This is a genomic window from Luteibacter sp. PvP120, assembly GCF_054055715.1.
In genome coordinates this window covers 149,357-164,565 of the sequence record NZ_JBSRXP010000003.1, presented here as the reverse complement: position 1 = coordinate 164,565, position 15,209 = coordinate 149,357, and the positions used below count along the sequence as shown (strand labels likewise).

Genomic DNA, 15,209 nt, shown 5'->3' with positions numbered 1-15,209 from the left:
CTGACCAGTGGGGCGCGACCTTAACGCCGCGCCCATCCACGGAGTGCGAAAGTGTCGGCACCTTGTTCCGTCCGGAGTATGCAATGAGCGACACCGCCCAGCCACTGGCCATTACCCACGATGCCGCCAACCAGGTCTTCACCGCCGTGGTCGACGGGCACACCTGCGAGGTGGAATACCGCCTGGAAGGCGACGCCATGACCATCACCCATACGGGCGTTCCCTCGCCGGTGGGCGGGCGCGGCATCGCGGCGGCGTTGACGCTGTTCGCGGTGCGCTTTGCCGAGGGCAGGCACTGGAAGATCGTTCCCGCATGTTCTTACGCCGACACCTGGTTCAAGCGTCATCCCGAGTACGCCCATCTGCTGCGCGGTTGAGCACGTCACGTAGGCGCATGCCTACCCCGGTGGATGGGTGTCGTGATAGTTTTCACGTTTAACTCACAGACCGGGTAATCGCATGCGCACGAAGTGGATCGCCGCCGCCCTGGCACTTGCCATCGTCCATGCCGGTTCCGCCGCCGCCGATACCGCCTCCGCGCCGGGCAAGAAGGCGGCGTCGCCCACCGATGCGCGGATCGCCGGCATCCTGGACGCGCTGGGCAAGGTCCGCACCATCGAGTCCGTCGCGCTGTCGCCCGACGGCAAGCAGCTGGCCTGGGCGGTCAAGACCGACGGCAAGCCGGTGGTGGAGATCGCCGACGCCCAAGGCCACCATGCGCACCGGATCACCGCGTCGAAGGGGTGCAGCGAGGTCGGCGTGACCTGGGCCGCCGACTCGCGCCACCTGGCCTTCCTTTCCGACTGCGCCGGCAAGGGCCCGGGCGTGGGGGAGGGCAAGCAGAACGACATCTACGTCGTCGATACCTCGCGCAAGGCCGCACCGCAGCGGCTGACCCACCTTACCGGTTACGTCGATAGCCTGACCTGGCGTCCCGATGGCAGGCAGCTCGGCTTCCTCTACGTGCCCAACGCCACGCGCCAGGCCAGCGCCACGGCCGCGGCCAAGCCGCAGCTGGGTGAGGTCGGCGTCGAGGGCATCGAGATCCAGCAGGTGGCCAGCGTGGACGCCACGGGAGGCGACGTCCACGTGCTGACGCCCGCGGGCCTGCACGTCTACGAGTTCGCGTTTTCCGCCGCGGGCGACCGCCTGGCGTATGTCGCGGCGGAGCCGCCGGGCGACAACAACTGGTGGGTGGCGAAGCTGTATGTCCAGCCCAGCCGCGCAGGCGCCAAGGCCGACGTGGTGGTGGACACCACGAAACTCACCGGTGCGCTCAAGGGCTTGCAGATCGCCGTGCCGCGCTTCTCGCCGGACGGCTCGCGCCTCGCCTTCATCGGCGGCCTCATGAGCGACCAGGGCTCGACCGGCGGCGACATCTGGACCGTACCGTCCGCCGGGGGCGCGGCGCCCGTGGATGTCACCCCGGATATCCATACCACGCCGGCCTGGTTTGCCTGGACGGCGAACGACCAGCTGCTGGTCGACGAGGTGGCCGCCGGGTCGGCCCGGCTGTCGCGCTATGCCCTGCCAGCCACCGGCGCGGCATCGGCCACCCGCCTGTTCGATCTGCCGATGTCGATCGGCGATGGCCGTCTGTCGATGTCCGTGTCGCTGGATGCGGCGGCCACGCATGCGGCCTTCATTGCCAGCTCGTTCGAGCAACCCTACGAAGTGCACGTGGCCGACCTGGCCGGCGGCCAGGCGCCGGTGGCGGTGACCACGTTCAACGCCGGGCTGAAGCCGTCCTGGGGCAAGGCCGAGTCGATCTCCTGGACCTTCGAGGGCCACGACGTGCAGGGCTGGCTGCTGTATCCGGCGCATTACGATCCGGCCAAGCGCTACGGCATGATCGTCGCGGTGCACGGTGGCCCGGCCGCATCGGTCATGCCGCGCTGGCCCGGCGTAGGCTACGGCGGCGCGCCGCTGTCGGCCCTGGGCTATTTCGTCTTCATGCCCAACCCGCGCGGCAGCTACGGCCAGGGCGAGGCCTTCGTCCAGGCCAACCGCAAGGACTTCGGCTACGGCGACCTGCGCGACATCCTTGCCGGGGTCGATGCGATCGAGAAGGACCACCCGGTGGACGACAAGCGCCTGGGCCTCACCGGCTGGAGCTACGGCGGCTTCATGACGATGTTCGGCGTGACCCAGACCAACCGCTTCCGTGCGGCGGTGGCCGGCGCCGGTATCTCCAACTGGCAGAGCTACTACGGGCAGAACCTGATCGACCAGTGGATGACGCCTTACTTCGGTGCCTCGGTGTACGACGACCCCGGCGTCTATGCAAAGAGTTCCGCGATCAACTTCATCAAGCAGGTGAAGACGCCCACGCTGATCGTCGTGGGCGAACGCGACGCCGAAACGCCGGCACCGCAGTCATTCGAGTTCTGGCACGCGCTGCGCGCGCAGGGCGTGCCCACCTCGCTGGTGGTCTACCCGGGTGAAGGGCATGGCTTCGCGCGCGAGGAAAACCGGCGTGACGTGGTCGCCCGGGCGCTGTCGTGGTTCGACCGCTACCTGTCGGCCAAGGGGCAATAAATCGCGATCGTGCGCGTTTTCGGAAGCGCACGCCTAATGGTGCATTGCGTTTTTTCGCCGGTCCATCATCATTCGGCAGATCGGGGCTAAAGGCGGGGGCGTTGGTGGCCGTTACACCTAGGGAGAAGTCGTTTTGCGCCTGGTGTCTCTCCGGGTACCCGGGCGTACTTGTTTCGTATTCGAAGAACATCCCCGGCCCGGCGCGTCTTGCGTCGGTCACCGGGACATCCCGGCGATGTCCGGGCCGGAGCAAAGTGTGCTGAGCCATCGTAGTGTCGAGGGCGGCCTTCACGGGGCCGCTTCGCGGTGTGCCCGCTGGACCCTCACGGGTTCGGGCGAGGGTGGTCACTGCACCGGTTTTGGCACCGCCGGCGCGGGTCTGGGCTGGCTCGTCTCGCTGGTTGTCGTGGTTGTCCTGGCCACCGTCGTCATCGCCTGGCTGGCCAGCCAGCGCGTGCGGTTGCGCAGCCGGCTGGGCGATCCCCGCGAGCAGGCGCGCCGCGCACTGGCGTTCCGCGCCTACCACGACACCCTGACCGGGCTGCCCAATCGCGCCTACCTGCTGCAGACGCTTGAGCGAGCCCTGGCGACGTCCTCCGACGAGGCGCTCGCCGTGATGTTCATCGACCTGGACGGCTTCAAGTCCATCAACGACACGCTCGGCCACGAGGCCGGCGACGCCTTCCTGCAGGCCGTCGCCAGCAGCCTGCGCAGCAGCGTGCGCGAACGCGACACGGTGTCGCGCTTCGGCGGCGACGAGTTCGTGGTGGTGGTGCAGGCCTATGGCGGTATGGAAAACCTCGTGCGGGTCTGTCGCAAGGTGCTCGACCTGGTCTCGCAGCCAGTCAGCGTCGCCGGCCAGTTCGTTGCGGTCAGCCCCAGCATCGGCGTCGCCGTGGCGCCCAAGGACGGCACCGTCGCCCAGATGCTGATCCGCAACGCGGATGCCGCGATGTATGCGGTGAAGGAAACCGGCAAGGCCGACTTCCGTTTCTACGAGGAAGGCATGCTCGAGCAGGCCCGCGAACGCGTCGCGCTGACGGTGGAACTGCGTGAGGCCCTGCAACAGGGCAACCTCAGCCTGGAGTACCAGCCCAAGCGTCACCTGCGCGACGGCACGCTGGCCGGCGTGGAAGCGCTGGCGCGCTGGAAGCACCCCGTGCGGGGGCAGGTGCCACCGGCCGTGTTCGTGGCGGTGGCGGAGCGCTCGGGCTTGATCCACGCCCTGGGCGAATACGTGCTGCGCGCAGTGCTGACCCAGGTGAAGGCCTGGGACGCGGCGGGCATCGTGGTGGATTACGTGGCGATCAACCTCTCCATGCACGAGCTGACCCGACCGGCCTTCGTCGAGACGCTGCACCGTGTCGTACGTTCCTACGGCGTGGATCCGGGCCGGATCCGCTTCGAGCTCACCGAATCCACGGCCATGCGCCAGCCGGAAGAAACCCTGCGCCAGCTGGTCAAGCTGCGCTCCCACGGTTTCGACCTGCTGATCGACGACTTCGGCGCGGGCTACTGGAACCTGGGCCACCTGCGCGAGCTGCCCGTGGGCACCATCAAGATCGACCAGTCGTTCGTGCGTGGCAGCACCCTCAACCTGGCCGACCGCGAGATCACCGAGGCGATCGTCGGGCTGGCCCGTAAGCTCAACATGCGCACCATCGCCGAAGGCGTGGAAACCGAGGCACAGGCCGACTGGCTGCGCGAACTCGGGTGCGACATCGGCCAGGGCTACTTCTTCGCCCGTCCGATGACTGCCGACGCCTTCAGTCACTACCTCGATCCGACGATGGCCCATGCCGGCTGAGCACGCTTCCCGGCCCGTGCGCCCCTCGCGCCTTCGAGCCCGCCTTGCGGTCCTCGCGGCCGGGCTGGTGTTGTTCGTCGCCACGGCCGTGGCTGCGGAGGTGGCGCCGGCCGTGCCCCCCGCCGCAGTCGATCCCTGGGCGGTGTACGAGACCGCATGGTTCGACACCGTCGGCGTCGCCGACGGCCTGCCGCACTCGACCACCACGGCCATCGTGCAGGACAAGCGCGGCCTGATCTGGATCGGTACGTTCGGTGGCCTGGTGCGCTACGACGGTTACCGCATGCAGGTGTTCGGTCAGGAGCCCGATGCGTATGCGGGCGCCGTGCTGCCGGATGCCTACGTCCGCGCCCTGATGCCGCTGGACGACGGCGGCCTGCTGATCGGCACCAACACCGGTGGCCTGGTGCGGTTCGATCCGCAGACCATGCGCTTCCATGTGTATCCCGTGGGCCCCGGCGGCACGTCGCACGCGAAGATTTTCTCGATCGCCCCGGCGCGCGAGCACGGTGTGTACTGGGTGGCCACCGAGGGCGGCATCGACCGCATCGACGTCGCCCGGGGCCGCATCGAACACGTCTCGGGACAACCCGGCGACGAGAAGGACATGCGGCCGCGTACCTTCGTGGTGGCCGAGGACGCCGTGGGCAACCTCTGGGCTGGTGCGGACAATGGCCTTTTCGTGCGTCGTCCCGGCGGCCACTTCGAGCGGGTCGTGTCGACCGATCCGGCCATCGACGAGATCCTCCGCGACCAGGTCTGGGCGCTGCTGCCCGATGCCAGGCGCAACCTCTGGATAGGCACGGGGCAGTCCGGCGCCATCTACATCGACGCGGACGGCAAGGCGCACCGCGTGCCCGGCCTCTCGGGCAAGGACAGCGTGGCCCGCCGGCGCACCGTGCGCGCCTTCCACGAGACACCGCAGGGCGTGCTCTGGGCAGCGACGGACGGCGCGGGTGTCGTCACCTACGACACGGTGACGGGACGCGTGCGTCCGCTGGCCCACGATGCCGCCATGCCCTCGTCGTTGCCCGGTGACATCACGCGCGACATCCTGCAGGACGCCTCGGGAAACATCTGGGTCGCGACCGAGCTCGGCGCGGCGCGCTACGACCCCCACGGTCGCGCGGTGTTCTCCGTGCTGCCCTCGCCGCTGGAAACCCACACGCTCTCCAACGCCAACGTGCATTCGGTGTTCGTCGACCCGCGCGGCCGGGTCTGGCTGGGGCTGGGCATGGGGCGTATCGACGTGCTCGACCTGGGCAAGGGCGGCATGCGCCACCTGCAACTGGGCGGCGAACAGGCGGAGCGCGACGTGCAGGCCTTCGTCGTGGCGCCCGACGGCACCATCTGGGCGGGCGCGCAAGGCATTTCGCGGATCGATCCGGAGACCTTCGCCATGACCAGCTCGGTGATCCCGAGCCTGGACGGCAAGCTGATCCTGTCGATGCAGCGCGACGGCAACGACATCCTGATCGGCGGTTACGACGGCCTGTTCCGTTACGACACGGTCAAGGGCACCCTGGTGCAGATGCGCCACGACGACGGCGATCCGACCAGCCTGGTCGGCGACCAGGTGCGCTACATCACGCGCATGCCCGGGGCGTGGTGGTTCTCGACCATCAGCGGCATCAGCATCGCCTACGACGGCAAGCCGGGCTTCGTGAACCTGCACCACGATCCGGCGGACCCCACCAGCCTGCCGCACGATTACACCGGCTCGGTGGCGTTCGACTCGCATCACCGGCTGTGGCTGGGCACCTTCGGCGGCATCGCCTATGTCGACGATTTCAAGCCGGGCGGCCCGTTCCGCTTCGGCGTGATCGGCGCGCGCGAGGGACTGGTCAACACCAAGATCAACGCCTTGCTGATCGACCACGACGACCGGGTCTGGGCGTCGATGGCCAATGGCGTGGCCATGGTGGATGCCCATACCCACCGGGTGGCCGACCTGGGTATCCGCGACGGCCTGCGCATTCCCAGCTACATCCACCGTGCCGCCGCGGAGGCGCCGGGCGGCGAGCTGATGTTCGGCGGCCTGGGCGGCCTTACGGTGATCCGTCCCTACTGGGTGGCGCCGCGGGTGGCACCGCCGCGCCTGGCGATCACCCAGGTGACGGTCAACGACAAGTCGCTGCCCCTGGCCGACCTCCCGGGTGACGGCGGCAGCGTCAGCCTCGACGGCGATGGCCGCAACCTGCGCGTGGACTTCGCCTTGCTCGATTTCCGCGCACCCGCGGAGACCCACTACGCCTACCGCATGGACGACGCGGACAACGGCTGGAACGAGGTGGCCCGCGGGCTGCCGCCCAGCGCGATCTACACCAACCTCGCCAGCGGCAACTACACGCTGCGCCTGCGCGCGACGATGCGCGGGCTGGACGCCCGCACGGTGGAATCCTCCATCCACGTGACCGTGGTGCCGCGCTGGTACGAAAGCCTGTGGACTCTGGCGTTCGGGGTGGCGCTGGGCGTGGTGGCATTCTTCGGCCTGGTCCACCTGCGCACGCTCTACCTGCGTCGTCGTGCCGAGCTGTTACAGGTGCAGGTCGATGCGCGCACGCGCGACCTCAAGGCCGCGAACGAACGGCTCGACCACCTCGCCGGTACCGACGAGCTGACCGGCTCGCTCAACCGCCGCCGCTTCCTCGAACAGGCCGAGCGCGTGCGCCAGGGCGCGGCGAGCGACGGCATCCCGTTCAGCATGGTGTTGCTGGACATCGACGACTTCAAGACGGTGAACGACACGTTCGGCCATCTGGCCGGCGACACGGTGATCCGCGAGACGATGCGGGTGATCTCGTCGATGTGCCGCGCCGACGACCTGGCCGGCCGCTTCGGCGGCGAGGAGTTCATCCTCTGCCTGCCGGGCGCCCTGGCCGAGCACGCACTGGACATCACCGAGCGCGTGCGCCACGCACTGGGCGCGATGACCATCGTGCACGGCGACTACCGCATCCGCATCACGGTGAGCGCGGGCGTCGCCATGTGGCGTGCACCCGAGTCGCTCAATTCCCTGCTGGGCCGCGCCGACGAGGCGCTGTACGAGGCAAAGAACGACGGCCGCAACCGCAGTCGCATCGCCAGCCTCTAAACCCGTTAGGACCGCAGAATGTACCGGTAGAAACGCACGATGTGCCGGTAGGAGCGCACGACGTGCCGGTAGGAGCGCACGATGTGCGCGAAAAGCCAACAAGGCGGTAAAGCGGTAAAGCCGAATTCCTCGAGCAAGAGCCGGCGGGTAGCCCCCTCGGGGCCACGCCTGCGGCGACCCGTCAAGGAAGGGCCGCTGGCGCGGCCGTATTCTTATTGCCCTTCGGGCCCGGGTCGGGCTTCGAACGGGGATTTTCGATTCGCCATCCATGGCTCAGCGAAAATGGCCGGCCGTCCGGGCCGGCCCCCTTCGGGCCTTATCCGTTCGAACCCCTCGCCTGCGGCTACCGGCCCCGAGGGGGCTACCCGCCGGCTCTTTCCAAGACTGAGGTGGGTTGTGACCAGAGCGGCTGCAGACGTGCAGGGTATGGCGTCGCCGCTTTGTTGGCTTTTCGCCCACATCGTGGGCTCCTACGCCAAGGGTAGGTAGGTCGCAGGTGTAGGCAGGTTGTGGCATATCCAACGCGTGATCTGCCGTCTGGGGGTAGGAGCGCACGCACGTGCGCGAACCCTCGCCACACCTAGGGCGACCGATGCCATGCACACCAGGCAAGCGAGCGTTCCCACCCACGAAGCGAAACCCAGCTCTTCGCTCTCCCCACACGCAACCTCAGTGCTGGAAAGAGCCGGCGGGTGCCACCCTCGGGGCCGGTAGCCGCAGGCGAGGGATTCGAACGGACAAGGCCCGAAGGGGGCCGGCCAGGACGGCCGGCCGTTTTCGCTGAGCCATGGATGGCGAATCGGAAACCCCCGTTCGAAGCCCGACCCGGATGTGGCGCGGGTAGGAGCGCACGATGTGCGCGAATCGGGTACACGGCCGCGGAGCGGCCCTTCCCTGGCGGGTCGCCGCAGGCGTGGCCCCGAGGGTGGCACCCGCCGGCTCTTGCTCCACGGCCCAAGGCCAAACGCGACGCCGAAGGCGAGCCCACACAACCCCCGCCATCAATCCCGAAAATTGTCGAACTGCAACGGCACTTCCACATCCGCCTTGCGCAGCAGCGCCATGGCCGCCTGCAAATCGTCGCGCTTCTTGCCGGTGACACGGATCTTCTCCGCGTTGATCTGCGCCTCGACCTTCAGCTTGGCTTCCTTGATCTTCGCGATGATCGTCTTGGCGACCTTCTGCTCGAGGCCCTGCTTGATGGTCACCTTCTGGCGCGCCTCGGCGAGGTTGGTCTCGACCTTGCCGACGTCCATGGCGCGTACGTCGATCTGGCGGGCGGAGAGACGGGCGCGGAGGATGTCCATCACCTGGCTGATCTGGAATTCGTTGTCGGCGCGCAGGGTCAGGACGTTTTCTTCCTGCTCGATCTTCGCGGAGGTGCCTTTCAGGTCGAAGCGGGTGGTGACCTCGCGGTTGGCCTGGTCCAGGGCGTTGACGAGTTCGTGTTTGTCGACTTCCGAGATGATGTCGAAGGAGGGCATGGCGGGGTCCTTGTCGAAGGGGGCGATGCCCCAGTTTACGCGAGGGCGCTACCATGTGCGTTTGCACGACGGGAAGCACCATGGAATACGACGTCCTCGTCATCGGGGCGGGCGCGGCGGGACTGATGACGGGCATCGTCGCCGGTGGCCGTGGCCGGCGCGTGCTGGTGGTGGATCACGCCAACCGCGCGGGCAAGAAGATCCTGATGTCCGGAGGCGGGCGCTGCAATTTCACCAACACCGCCACCACGCCCACCAACTTCCTCTCGGCCAACCCGCATTTCTGCAAGTCCGCGCTGGCGCGCTATACGCCGTGGGATTTTATCGCGATGGTCGACCGGCATCGCATCGCCTGGCACGAGAAATCGCCGGGGCAGCTGTTCTGCGACGAGTCGTCCAAGCTGATCGTGCGCATGCTGCTGGACGAATGCGCGGCGGCGGGTGTACGCGTGGAGACCGGCTGCGGGGTGTCGCGCCTGCGCGCGGTGGAGGGTGGCTTCGCCTGCGACACGCCGCTGGGGGCGGTGCGCGCGGCATCGCTGGTGGTCGCCACCGGCGGCTTGTCCATCCCCAGCCTGGGCGCCACGGGTTTCGGCTACGAGGTGGCGAAGCAGTTCGGCCACCGGGTGCTGCCGGTGCGTGCGGGGCTGGTGCCGCTCACCCTCAGCGGCAAGCACCAGGAGCGTTTCGATGGCCTGGCCGGCGTGGCGCTACCGGTAGAGGCGCGGGTGGGCGATGCCGCGTTCCGCGATGCGCTGCTGTTCACCCATCGGGGTCTGAGCGGCCCGGCGATCCTGCAGGTGTCCTCGTACTGGGAGCCGGGGGCAGACCTGCGCGTCGACCTGTTGCCCGGCATCGATGCGGCTGAGGCGCTGCGCCAGGGACAGGCCGAGCGCCCGGCGGCCGAGCTGAAGACCGTGCTGGCGTCGTTGCTGCCGCGGCGACTGGCGGAGCGGCTGTGCGAGATATGGCTGCCCAGCCGGCCCATGCGGCAATACCGCGCCGCCGAACTGAACGACATCGGTGCGCAACTGGCCGACTGGCCCGTCGTGGCCAGCGGCACGGAGGGCTATCGCACCGCCGAGGTCACGCTGGGCGGCGTGGATACCGACGAGATCTCTTCGTCCACCATGATGTCGAAAAGACATCCGGGGCTGTATTTCGTAGGAGAGGTTCTCGACGTGACCGGCCATCTGGGCGGTTACAACTTCCAATGGGCCTGGGCCTGCGGCCATGCCGCCGGCCTGGCCGTCTGACAGGAGCGCGACATGCGTATCGGATTTATCGGCCTGGGTGCCATGGGCGCCGCCATGGCCGCCAACCTCGTCAAGGGTGGCCATGAGGTCACCGTATGGAACCGCTCGCCCGAGGCGGCCCGGCCGCTGGCGGAGCAGGGCGCCCGCGTGGCATCCAATCCGGCGGAGGTGGCCGAGGGTGCCGACGTCATCCACGGCATGCTCGCCAACGATGCCGCCGTGCGCCAGGTGCTGTTCGACGGCGGTGTGCTGGATGCGTTGCCGCGCGGGGCCGTCCATGTGAACCATGCGACGATTTCGGTGGCGCTGGCGCGCGAGCTGGTGGAGGCGCACGAGGCGCGTGGCCTGGGCTTCGTGGCCGCGCCCGTGTTCGGCCGGCCGGAGGTCGCTGCCGCGGGCGGACTGAACATCGTCGTGTCGGGCAGGCCCGAGGCCGTGGCCACCGTGCAGCCGCTGCTGGCGCTGCTGGCGGCGAAGGTCTGGCCGATGGGCGACGATCCGATCCGCGCGACCATCGTCAAGATCGGCGGCAACTTCATGATCGGCGCCGCCATCGAGAGCATGGCCGAGGCCACGGCGCTCACCCGCGCACATGGTGTGAGCGCCGCCGACTTCCTCGATGTCATGTCCAATTCGCTGTTCGCCGCGCCGGTGTTCAAGAATTACGGCGGCCAGATCGCTCGTGACACCTACACCCCGGCCGGCTTCAAGCTCAGCCTGGGCTTCAAGGACGTGGGCCTGGCACGCTCGGCCGCGGAAGCGGAGCGGGTGCCGATGCCGCTGGCCAGCGTGCTGCACGACACCTTGCTCGAATCCCTGGCGCAGGGCGACGGTGACATCGACTGGGCCGGCATGGCCCGCGTGGCGGCGGCTCGCGCCCACCTCAAGGACTGAGCGGCGACCCGGCAAGTGGCGGCTGGCTGGTCAGGCATGGAACGGCAGGTGCGCCGGGGAAGGGCGCCTTCACACTCTCCAGTCCGGTCGGTTCGCCACAATGTCTACCGCACGCTGTTGTGCAGTCCTGGGAACGAACTCATGTCGGCAACCTGGAAAACGGTTTACGAAGGCGATCACGAAGGCCGCTCGGTCTCGGTCAAGGAATCCAACGACCATACGTACAAGGTCCTGACGACGCAGAACTTCAAAGATGAAGGCACGGCGTACCAGGATGGCGAACGCTACGTGCACGTGTCGCCCGCCAGCCCCGGCGAGCAGGTGGAGAGTGAGGCCAACTCCCGCGACTCGCTGGAAGAAGCCCTGAAGGAACTCCATTTCTCCAGCGAGACGGTCAGCGCGATTCTCCAAAAGCTCCCGTAGAAGCGAACCAGGCATCCCGTAGGAGCGCACGCTGTGCGCGAAACCAGACGCCCCGTAGGAGCGCACGTTCGTGCGCGAACCAGGCCTCTAACCCTTCCCCCGACGGGCAAGCCATGTATCCAGCTCATTGGCGAAGTTCTGCCGGTCGCGCGGATGCATGGCTGCCGGCCCGCCGGTGTTCACCCCCGCGCCGCGCAGTTCCTCCATGAAGTTGCGCATCGATAGCCGTGCCGCGATGGTGTCGCGGGTGAACATCTCGCCACGCGGGTGCAGCGCCAGGGCGCCCTTCTCGATGGCGAAGGCCGCCAGCGGAATGTCCTGCGTCACGACCAGATCGCCCGGCTGCACGCGGCGGACGATCTCGTCGTCGGCGACATCGAAGCCGCCGGGCACCTGGATTGAATGTACGAACTTCGACGGTGGCGTGCGGATCCACTGGTTGGCAACCAGGGTCACCATCACTTTTTCACGTTCGGCCGCCCGGAACAGGATGTCCTTGATGACATTGGGGCAGGCGTCGGCGTCGACCCAGATCTGCACGATCAGGCGTCCGTCCAGTCCACGTGACCGTCGACGATGGTGTTGGTGCGCCCGCCGACCCAGATGGCCTCCCCGTCGATGCGGATGATGAGGCGGGCGTCGTGGCCGATCTCCCGACCCTGGCTCACGATGTAGCCCTGGGCGAGCTGGCCGGTCCGGTCGCGTTCCGCCACGTAGGCCGCAATCAACCCGTTGGCGGCGCCGGAGGCGGGGTCTTCCACGATGCCCACGCCGGCGGGAAAGGCACGCACCGCCAGTCCTTCGGCCGATCGGGCGAAGACGCACAACCCGAGCGTGTCCGTGGCCAGGGCCAGCGCCCGGATGGCCGCGTGGTCGGGGCGCCAGGCGCGCAGCGTCGTCTCGTCGGCGAATTCGGCGACCCACCAGCGGCGGCCGCCTTCGACACAGGCTGGCGGCAGTACGCCCGGCTGTATGCCGTAAAGCACGCTGGAGAGGGCTTCGCCGCCGTGCGAGGCATCGCCGACGATGCGCGCCTTGGGCGACTGTACGAACAGTTCGCGATCCGCGCCCTGGCCCTCGACGCGGATGGGCAGGACGCCCGCTCCGCATTCCTGCCAGATCACCCCGGCGGCATCCGGCGTCACCAGCCCGGCATCCAGGGCGGCGTGGGCGCTGCCGATCGTCGGATGTCCGGCGAAGGGGATTTCCTTCGTAGGCGTGAAGATACGCGCCCGGTAGTCGGCCCCGGCCGCGCGAGCGGGTAGCAGGAAGGTGGTCTCGACGAGGTTGGTCCAGTGGGCGAAGCGCTGCATCGCCGCGTCGGACCAGTCCTGTGCGTCGACGACGACACCGAGGGGATTACCACCGCCACGGCGGGCGGCGAAGACATCCAGCTGCTTGTAGCGAATCGAGGGCATGGGTGGAACCGGAGCGGTGGGGAAGGCCTGCATGATACCGGCCAGAGCGACGACGGGGCGGGGTACGATTCGACATCGGCGTCGGCACGCGCCAAGATGCGCGCTGGTTCGACCTGACGAAGGACGCGGTACCCCGCATGATCACGCTGCTCATCATCCTCGTGACCTGTGTGGTCTCGATCGTCGCCTTCCGTAACCAGCGCCTGCTGGACGATCTCATCCTCTGGCCGCCGGCCCTGTCGCGCAGCCGCGAGTACTACCGGCTGGTGACCTACGGCCTGGTCCATGGGGACATGGGCCACCTGTTCTTCAACATGTTCTCGCTGTACTTCGTCGGGCGTGGCATGGAACAGCTGTTCACCCAGGAGATGGGCCCGCTGGGCTTTGTCACCTTCTACATCGGCGCGCTGATCTTCTCGATCCTGCCGTCGTATATCGCCAACCGGCGCAACGCCGGTTACCGCAGCCTCGGTGCATCGGGCGCGGTGTCGGCGATCCTGTTCGCCTTCATCCTGGTCCAGCCCTGGGCACGGATCATCGTGTTCGTGGTGCCCATGCCGGCGATCCTGTACGCCGTGCTTTTCGTGGCCTATTCGGTCTACATGGACAAGCGTGGCGGCGACAATGTCAACCACAGCGCCCATCTGTGGGGAGCGGCCTACGGCGTCATCTTCACCGTGGCGCTGGAGCCGCGCATCCTGCCGTACTTTCTCCAGGCCCTGATGAATCCGCGCTTCTTCTGAGTGCGAACCTGAATTCTTCCCGCGCCGCGATGTGACTTCGGCCGACAGCTGTTACATCATGCAGTTGTCCGCGACGAACAGTTTTCTCCTTCCAGTCGTCCGGCACGTACGCGGGTTTCCCCGGTGGGGTAGTTCGCGTCGGCTTCTACCGCACGAGGAATGAACGCATGGCTACGATTCGAAAGTCCGCTGCGAAGACATCCGCGGCCAAGAAAAAGACGGCAACGAAGAAAACCGCGGTCAGGAAGGCCGGTGCCGGCGCTGCCACGAAGACCCCACGCACCGCCGCCACGCGGCCGGCTTCCCGGAAGGCCGCCCCCGCCCGATCGGCCGGTAAGTCCACGGCCCGGAAGGCTACGGTGAAGAAGGCTGCCGTGAAAAAGGCTGCCGTGAAAAAGGCCGCGGGGACAAAAAGTGCCACCAGGAAGACGGCGGCGACGAAGCCCACGGTGACGAAGACGGCTTCCAGGAAAGCCGTTGTCAAGAAGACAGCCGTCAAGAAAGCAGCCGTCAAGAAAGCGCCCGTGAAAAAGGCGGCTGTGAAGAAGACGGCCGTGAAGAAGACGGCTGTCAAGAAGACAGCGGTGAAAAAGGCGGCCGTGAAGAAAACAGCCACGAAGAAGGTTGCTTCACGGAAGGTACCTGCGACGAAGGTTGCCGCCAGCAAGGGTGCTGCCGGAAAGGTCGCCACGAAGAAAACGGCAACGAAGAAAACCGCTACTAAGAAAACCGCCGTGACGAAAACCGTCGCCACGCGGGGCGTCGCCAGGAAAACGGCCGCCAGTAAGGCGCCGGAGCGCAAGCCGGCCGGTCGGAAGACGACGGTAGCAAGACCCGTTGCCAGCACGACGACAGGCAGGGGCACGACCACCCGTACGGCATCGAAGCAGGCCTCGCCCGCGAAGACTGCGCCGACGAAGTCCGCGACGACGTCCACGGTCAGCCGCAAGACGACGGCAACGCCCCCGCCGAGCCGGAACGTCCCCGCTGCGAAGGCCCCGGCACGTACCGACGCCACGGACCGTTCCGCCGCGGCGCACGTGGTCGAGCACAAGCCCGTGCAGCGTGCGTCCGAAACGAAGGTGGCACGTCAGCCGGCACCGGTGGCTGCGAAGCCTCGCGCCGTCGTCGCCAAGCCGGATCCGGCCGTGTCGAAACCGGCCCCGGTGGCCAATAAGCCTGAGCCGACGGTGTCGAAGCCTGCCCCTGCCCCTGCCCCTGCCCCTGCCGCGACCGACCACGAGCCGGTGCAGCACATCAGTCAGGAGGAAGCCGTTGCGCACATCCAGGCCCTGCTGGACGCCAAGCGTGAACGCGACCGGCAAGCGCCGACGTGGCCGACGGGTGATGCGGGACATGGCACGACGTCGTCCCCTTCGTCGGGCGACAATGGCCAGGCATCAACGGCGCCCTCGCCCGAGGCGACCCACGCCAGCACCGCTCACGAGCGTGGCGATCAGCAGAAAAGCAAGGACTGACACCCAGTCTGAATGAAGCCGAAGGGTCGCCATGTGCGGCCCTTCGTGTTTTCTCGCCGTTCAATCGCAAGGGT

General features: G+C 67.7%; 12 protein-coding genes and 1 pseudogene. 10 read left to right on the top strand and 3 right to left on the bottom strand.

The window, feature by feature from the left end; genetic code table 11:
- Positions 1-83 precede the first annotated feature (83 nt).
- From ACVKN3_RS08005 to ACVKN3_RS07990, 4 genes are all read left to right on the top strand, one after another.
- Positions 84-377 carry a GNAT family N-acetyltransferase gene (locus tag ACVKN3_RS08005; RefSeq protein ID WP_036142000.1) on the top strand — a complete coding sequence of 98 codons (294 nt, stop codon included), beginning with the start codon at positions 84-86 and terminating at the stop codon, positions 375-377.
- A gap of 82 nt (positions 378-459) precedes the next feature.
- Positions 460-2,538, top strand: coding sequence for a S9 family peptidase (locus ACVKN3_RS08000; RefSeq protein WP_354514514.1), 2,079 nt, complete (start codon positions 460-462; stop codon positions 2,536-2,538).
- A 256-nt stretch (positions 2,539-2,794) separates the two neighbouring features.
- Positions 2,795-4,345: a putative bifunctional diguanylate cyclase/phosphodiesterase gene (locus tag ACVKN3_RS07995; protein ID WP_285405352.1), complete on the top strand. Its 1,551-nt coding sequence runs from the start codon at positions 2,795-2,797 to the stop codon at positions 4,343-4,345.
- Positions 4,335-7,439, top strand: a complete 3,105-nt coding sequence (locus ACVKN3_RS07990; protein WP_354514517.1) for a ligand-binding sensor domain-containing protein — start codon at positions 4,335-4,337, stop codon at positions 7,437-7,439. The genes ACVKN3_RS07995 and ACVKN3_RS07990 overlap by 11 nt, the downstream gene beginning before the upstream one ends.
- Positions 7,440-8,440: 1,001 nt before the next feature.
- On the opposite strand, the gene ACVKN3_RS07985 is transcribed toward ACVKN3_RS07990, so the two are convergent.
- Positions 8,441-8,923 (bottom strand): YajQ family cyclic di-GMP-binding protein, encoded by a 483-nt coding sequence (locus ACVKN3_RS07985; RefSeq protein ID WP_036141993.1) that lies wholly within the window; start codon positions 8,921-8,923, stop codon positions 8,441-8,443.
- An 80-nt stretch (positions 8,924-9,003) separates the two neighbouring features.
- On the opposite strand from ACVKN3_RS07985, the gene ACVKN3_RS07980 reads away from it, so the two are divergent.
- The 3 genes from ACVKN3_RS07980 to ACVKN3_RS07970 all read left to right on the top strand — a co-directional run bounded on the left by ACVKN3_RS07980 (position 9,004) and on the right by ACVKN3_RS07970 (position 11,496).
- Positions 9,004-10,179: a BaiN/RdsA family NAD(P)/FAD-dependent oxidoreductase gene (locus ACVKN3_RS07980; protein WP_354516531.1), complete on the top strand. Its 1,176-nt coding sequence runs from the start codon at positions 9,004-9,006 to the stop codon at positions 10,177-10,179.
- A gap of 12 nt (positions 10,180-10,191) precedes the next feature.
- Positions 10,192-11,073, top strand: coding sequence for an NAD(P)-dependent oxidoreductase (locus ACVKN3_RS07975; protein ID WP_354516533.1), 882 nt, complete (start codon positions 10,192-10,194; stop codon positions 11,071-11,073).
- Between the two features lie 141 nt (positions 11,074-11,214).
- Positions 11,215-11,496 (top strand): hypothetical protein, encoded by a 282-nt coding sequence (locus ACVKN3_RS07970; protein WP_036141984.1) that lies wholly within the window; start codon positions 11,215-11,217, stop codon positions 11,494-11,496.
- Positions 11,497-11,583: 87 nt separating this feature from the next.
- Here ACVKN3_RS07970 and ACVKN3_RS07965 read toward each other — a convergent pair whose 3' ends face one another.
- Both ACVKN3_RS07965 and ACVKN3_RS07960 read right to left on the bottom strand, forming a co-directional pair.
- On the bottom strand, positions 11,584-12,036 hold the full coding sequence (locus tag ACVKN3_RS07965; RefSeq protein WP_456991520.1) for a YaiI/YqxD family protein: 453 nt from the start codon (positions 12,034-12,036) through the stop codon (positions 11,584-11,586).
- Between the two features lie 2 nt (positions 12,037-12,038).
- Entirely contained in the window at positions 12,039-12,914 is an 876-nt protein-coding gene (locus ACVKN3_RS07960) for a PhzF family phenazine biosynthesis protein (RefSeq protein WP_354516535.1), read from the bottom strand.
- 137 nt (positions 12,915-13,051) lie between these two features.
- On the opposite strand from ACVKN3_RS07960, the gene ACVKN3_RS07955 reads away from it, so the two are divergent.
- The 3 genes and pseudogenes from ACVKN3_RS07955 to ACVKN3_RS07945 all read left to right on the top strand — a co-directional run bounded on the left by ACVKN3_RS07955 (position 13,052) and on the right by ACVKN3_RS07945 (position 15,135).
- Positions 13,052-13,657, top strand: a complete 606-nt coding sequence (locus ACVKN3_RS07955; protein WP_036141978.1) for a rhomboid family intramembrane serine protease — start codon at positions 13,052-13,054, stop codon at positions 13,655-13,657.
- Between the two features lie 167 nt (positions 13,658-13,824).
- Positions 13,825-14,508: pseudogene (locus ACVKN3_RS07950) on the top strand (histone H1-like repetitive region-containing protein); the annotation flags it as partial.
- A 189-nt stretch (positions 14,509-14,697) separates the two neighbouring features.
- Positions 14,698-15,135 (top strand): hypothetical protein, encoded by a 438-nt coding sequence (locus ACVKN3_RS07945; protein WP_354516716.1) that lies wholly within the window; start codon positions 14,698-14,700, stop codon positions 15,133-15,135.
- The last annotated feature ends 74 nt before the right edge of the window (positions 15,136-15,209 follow it).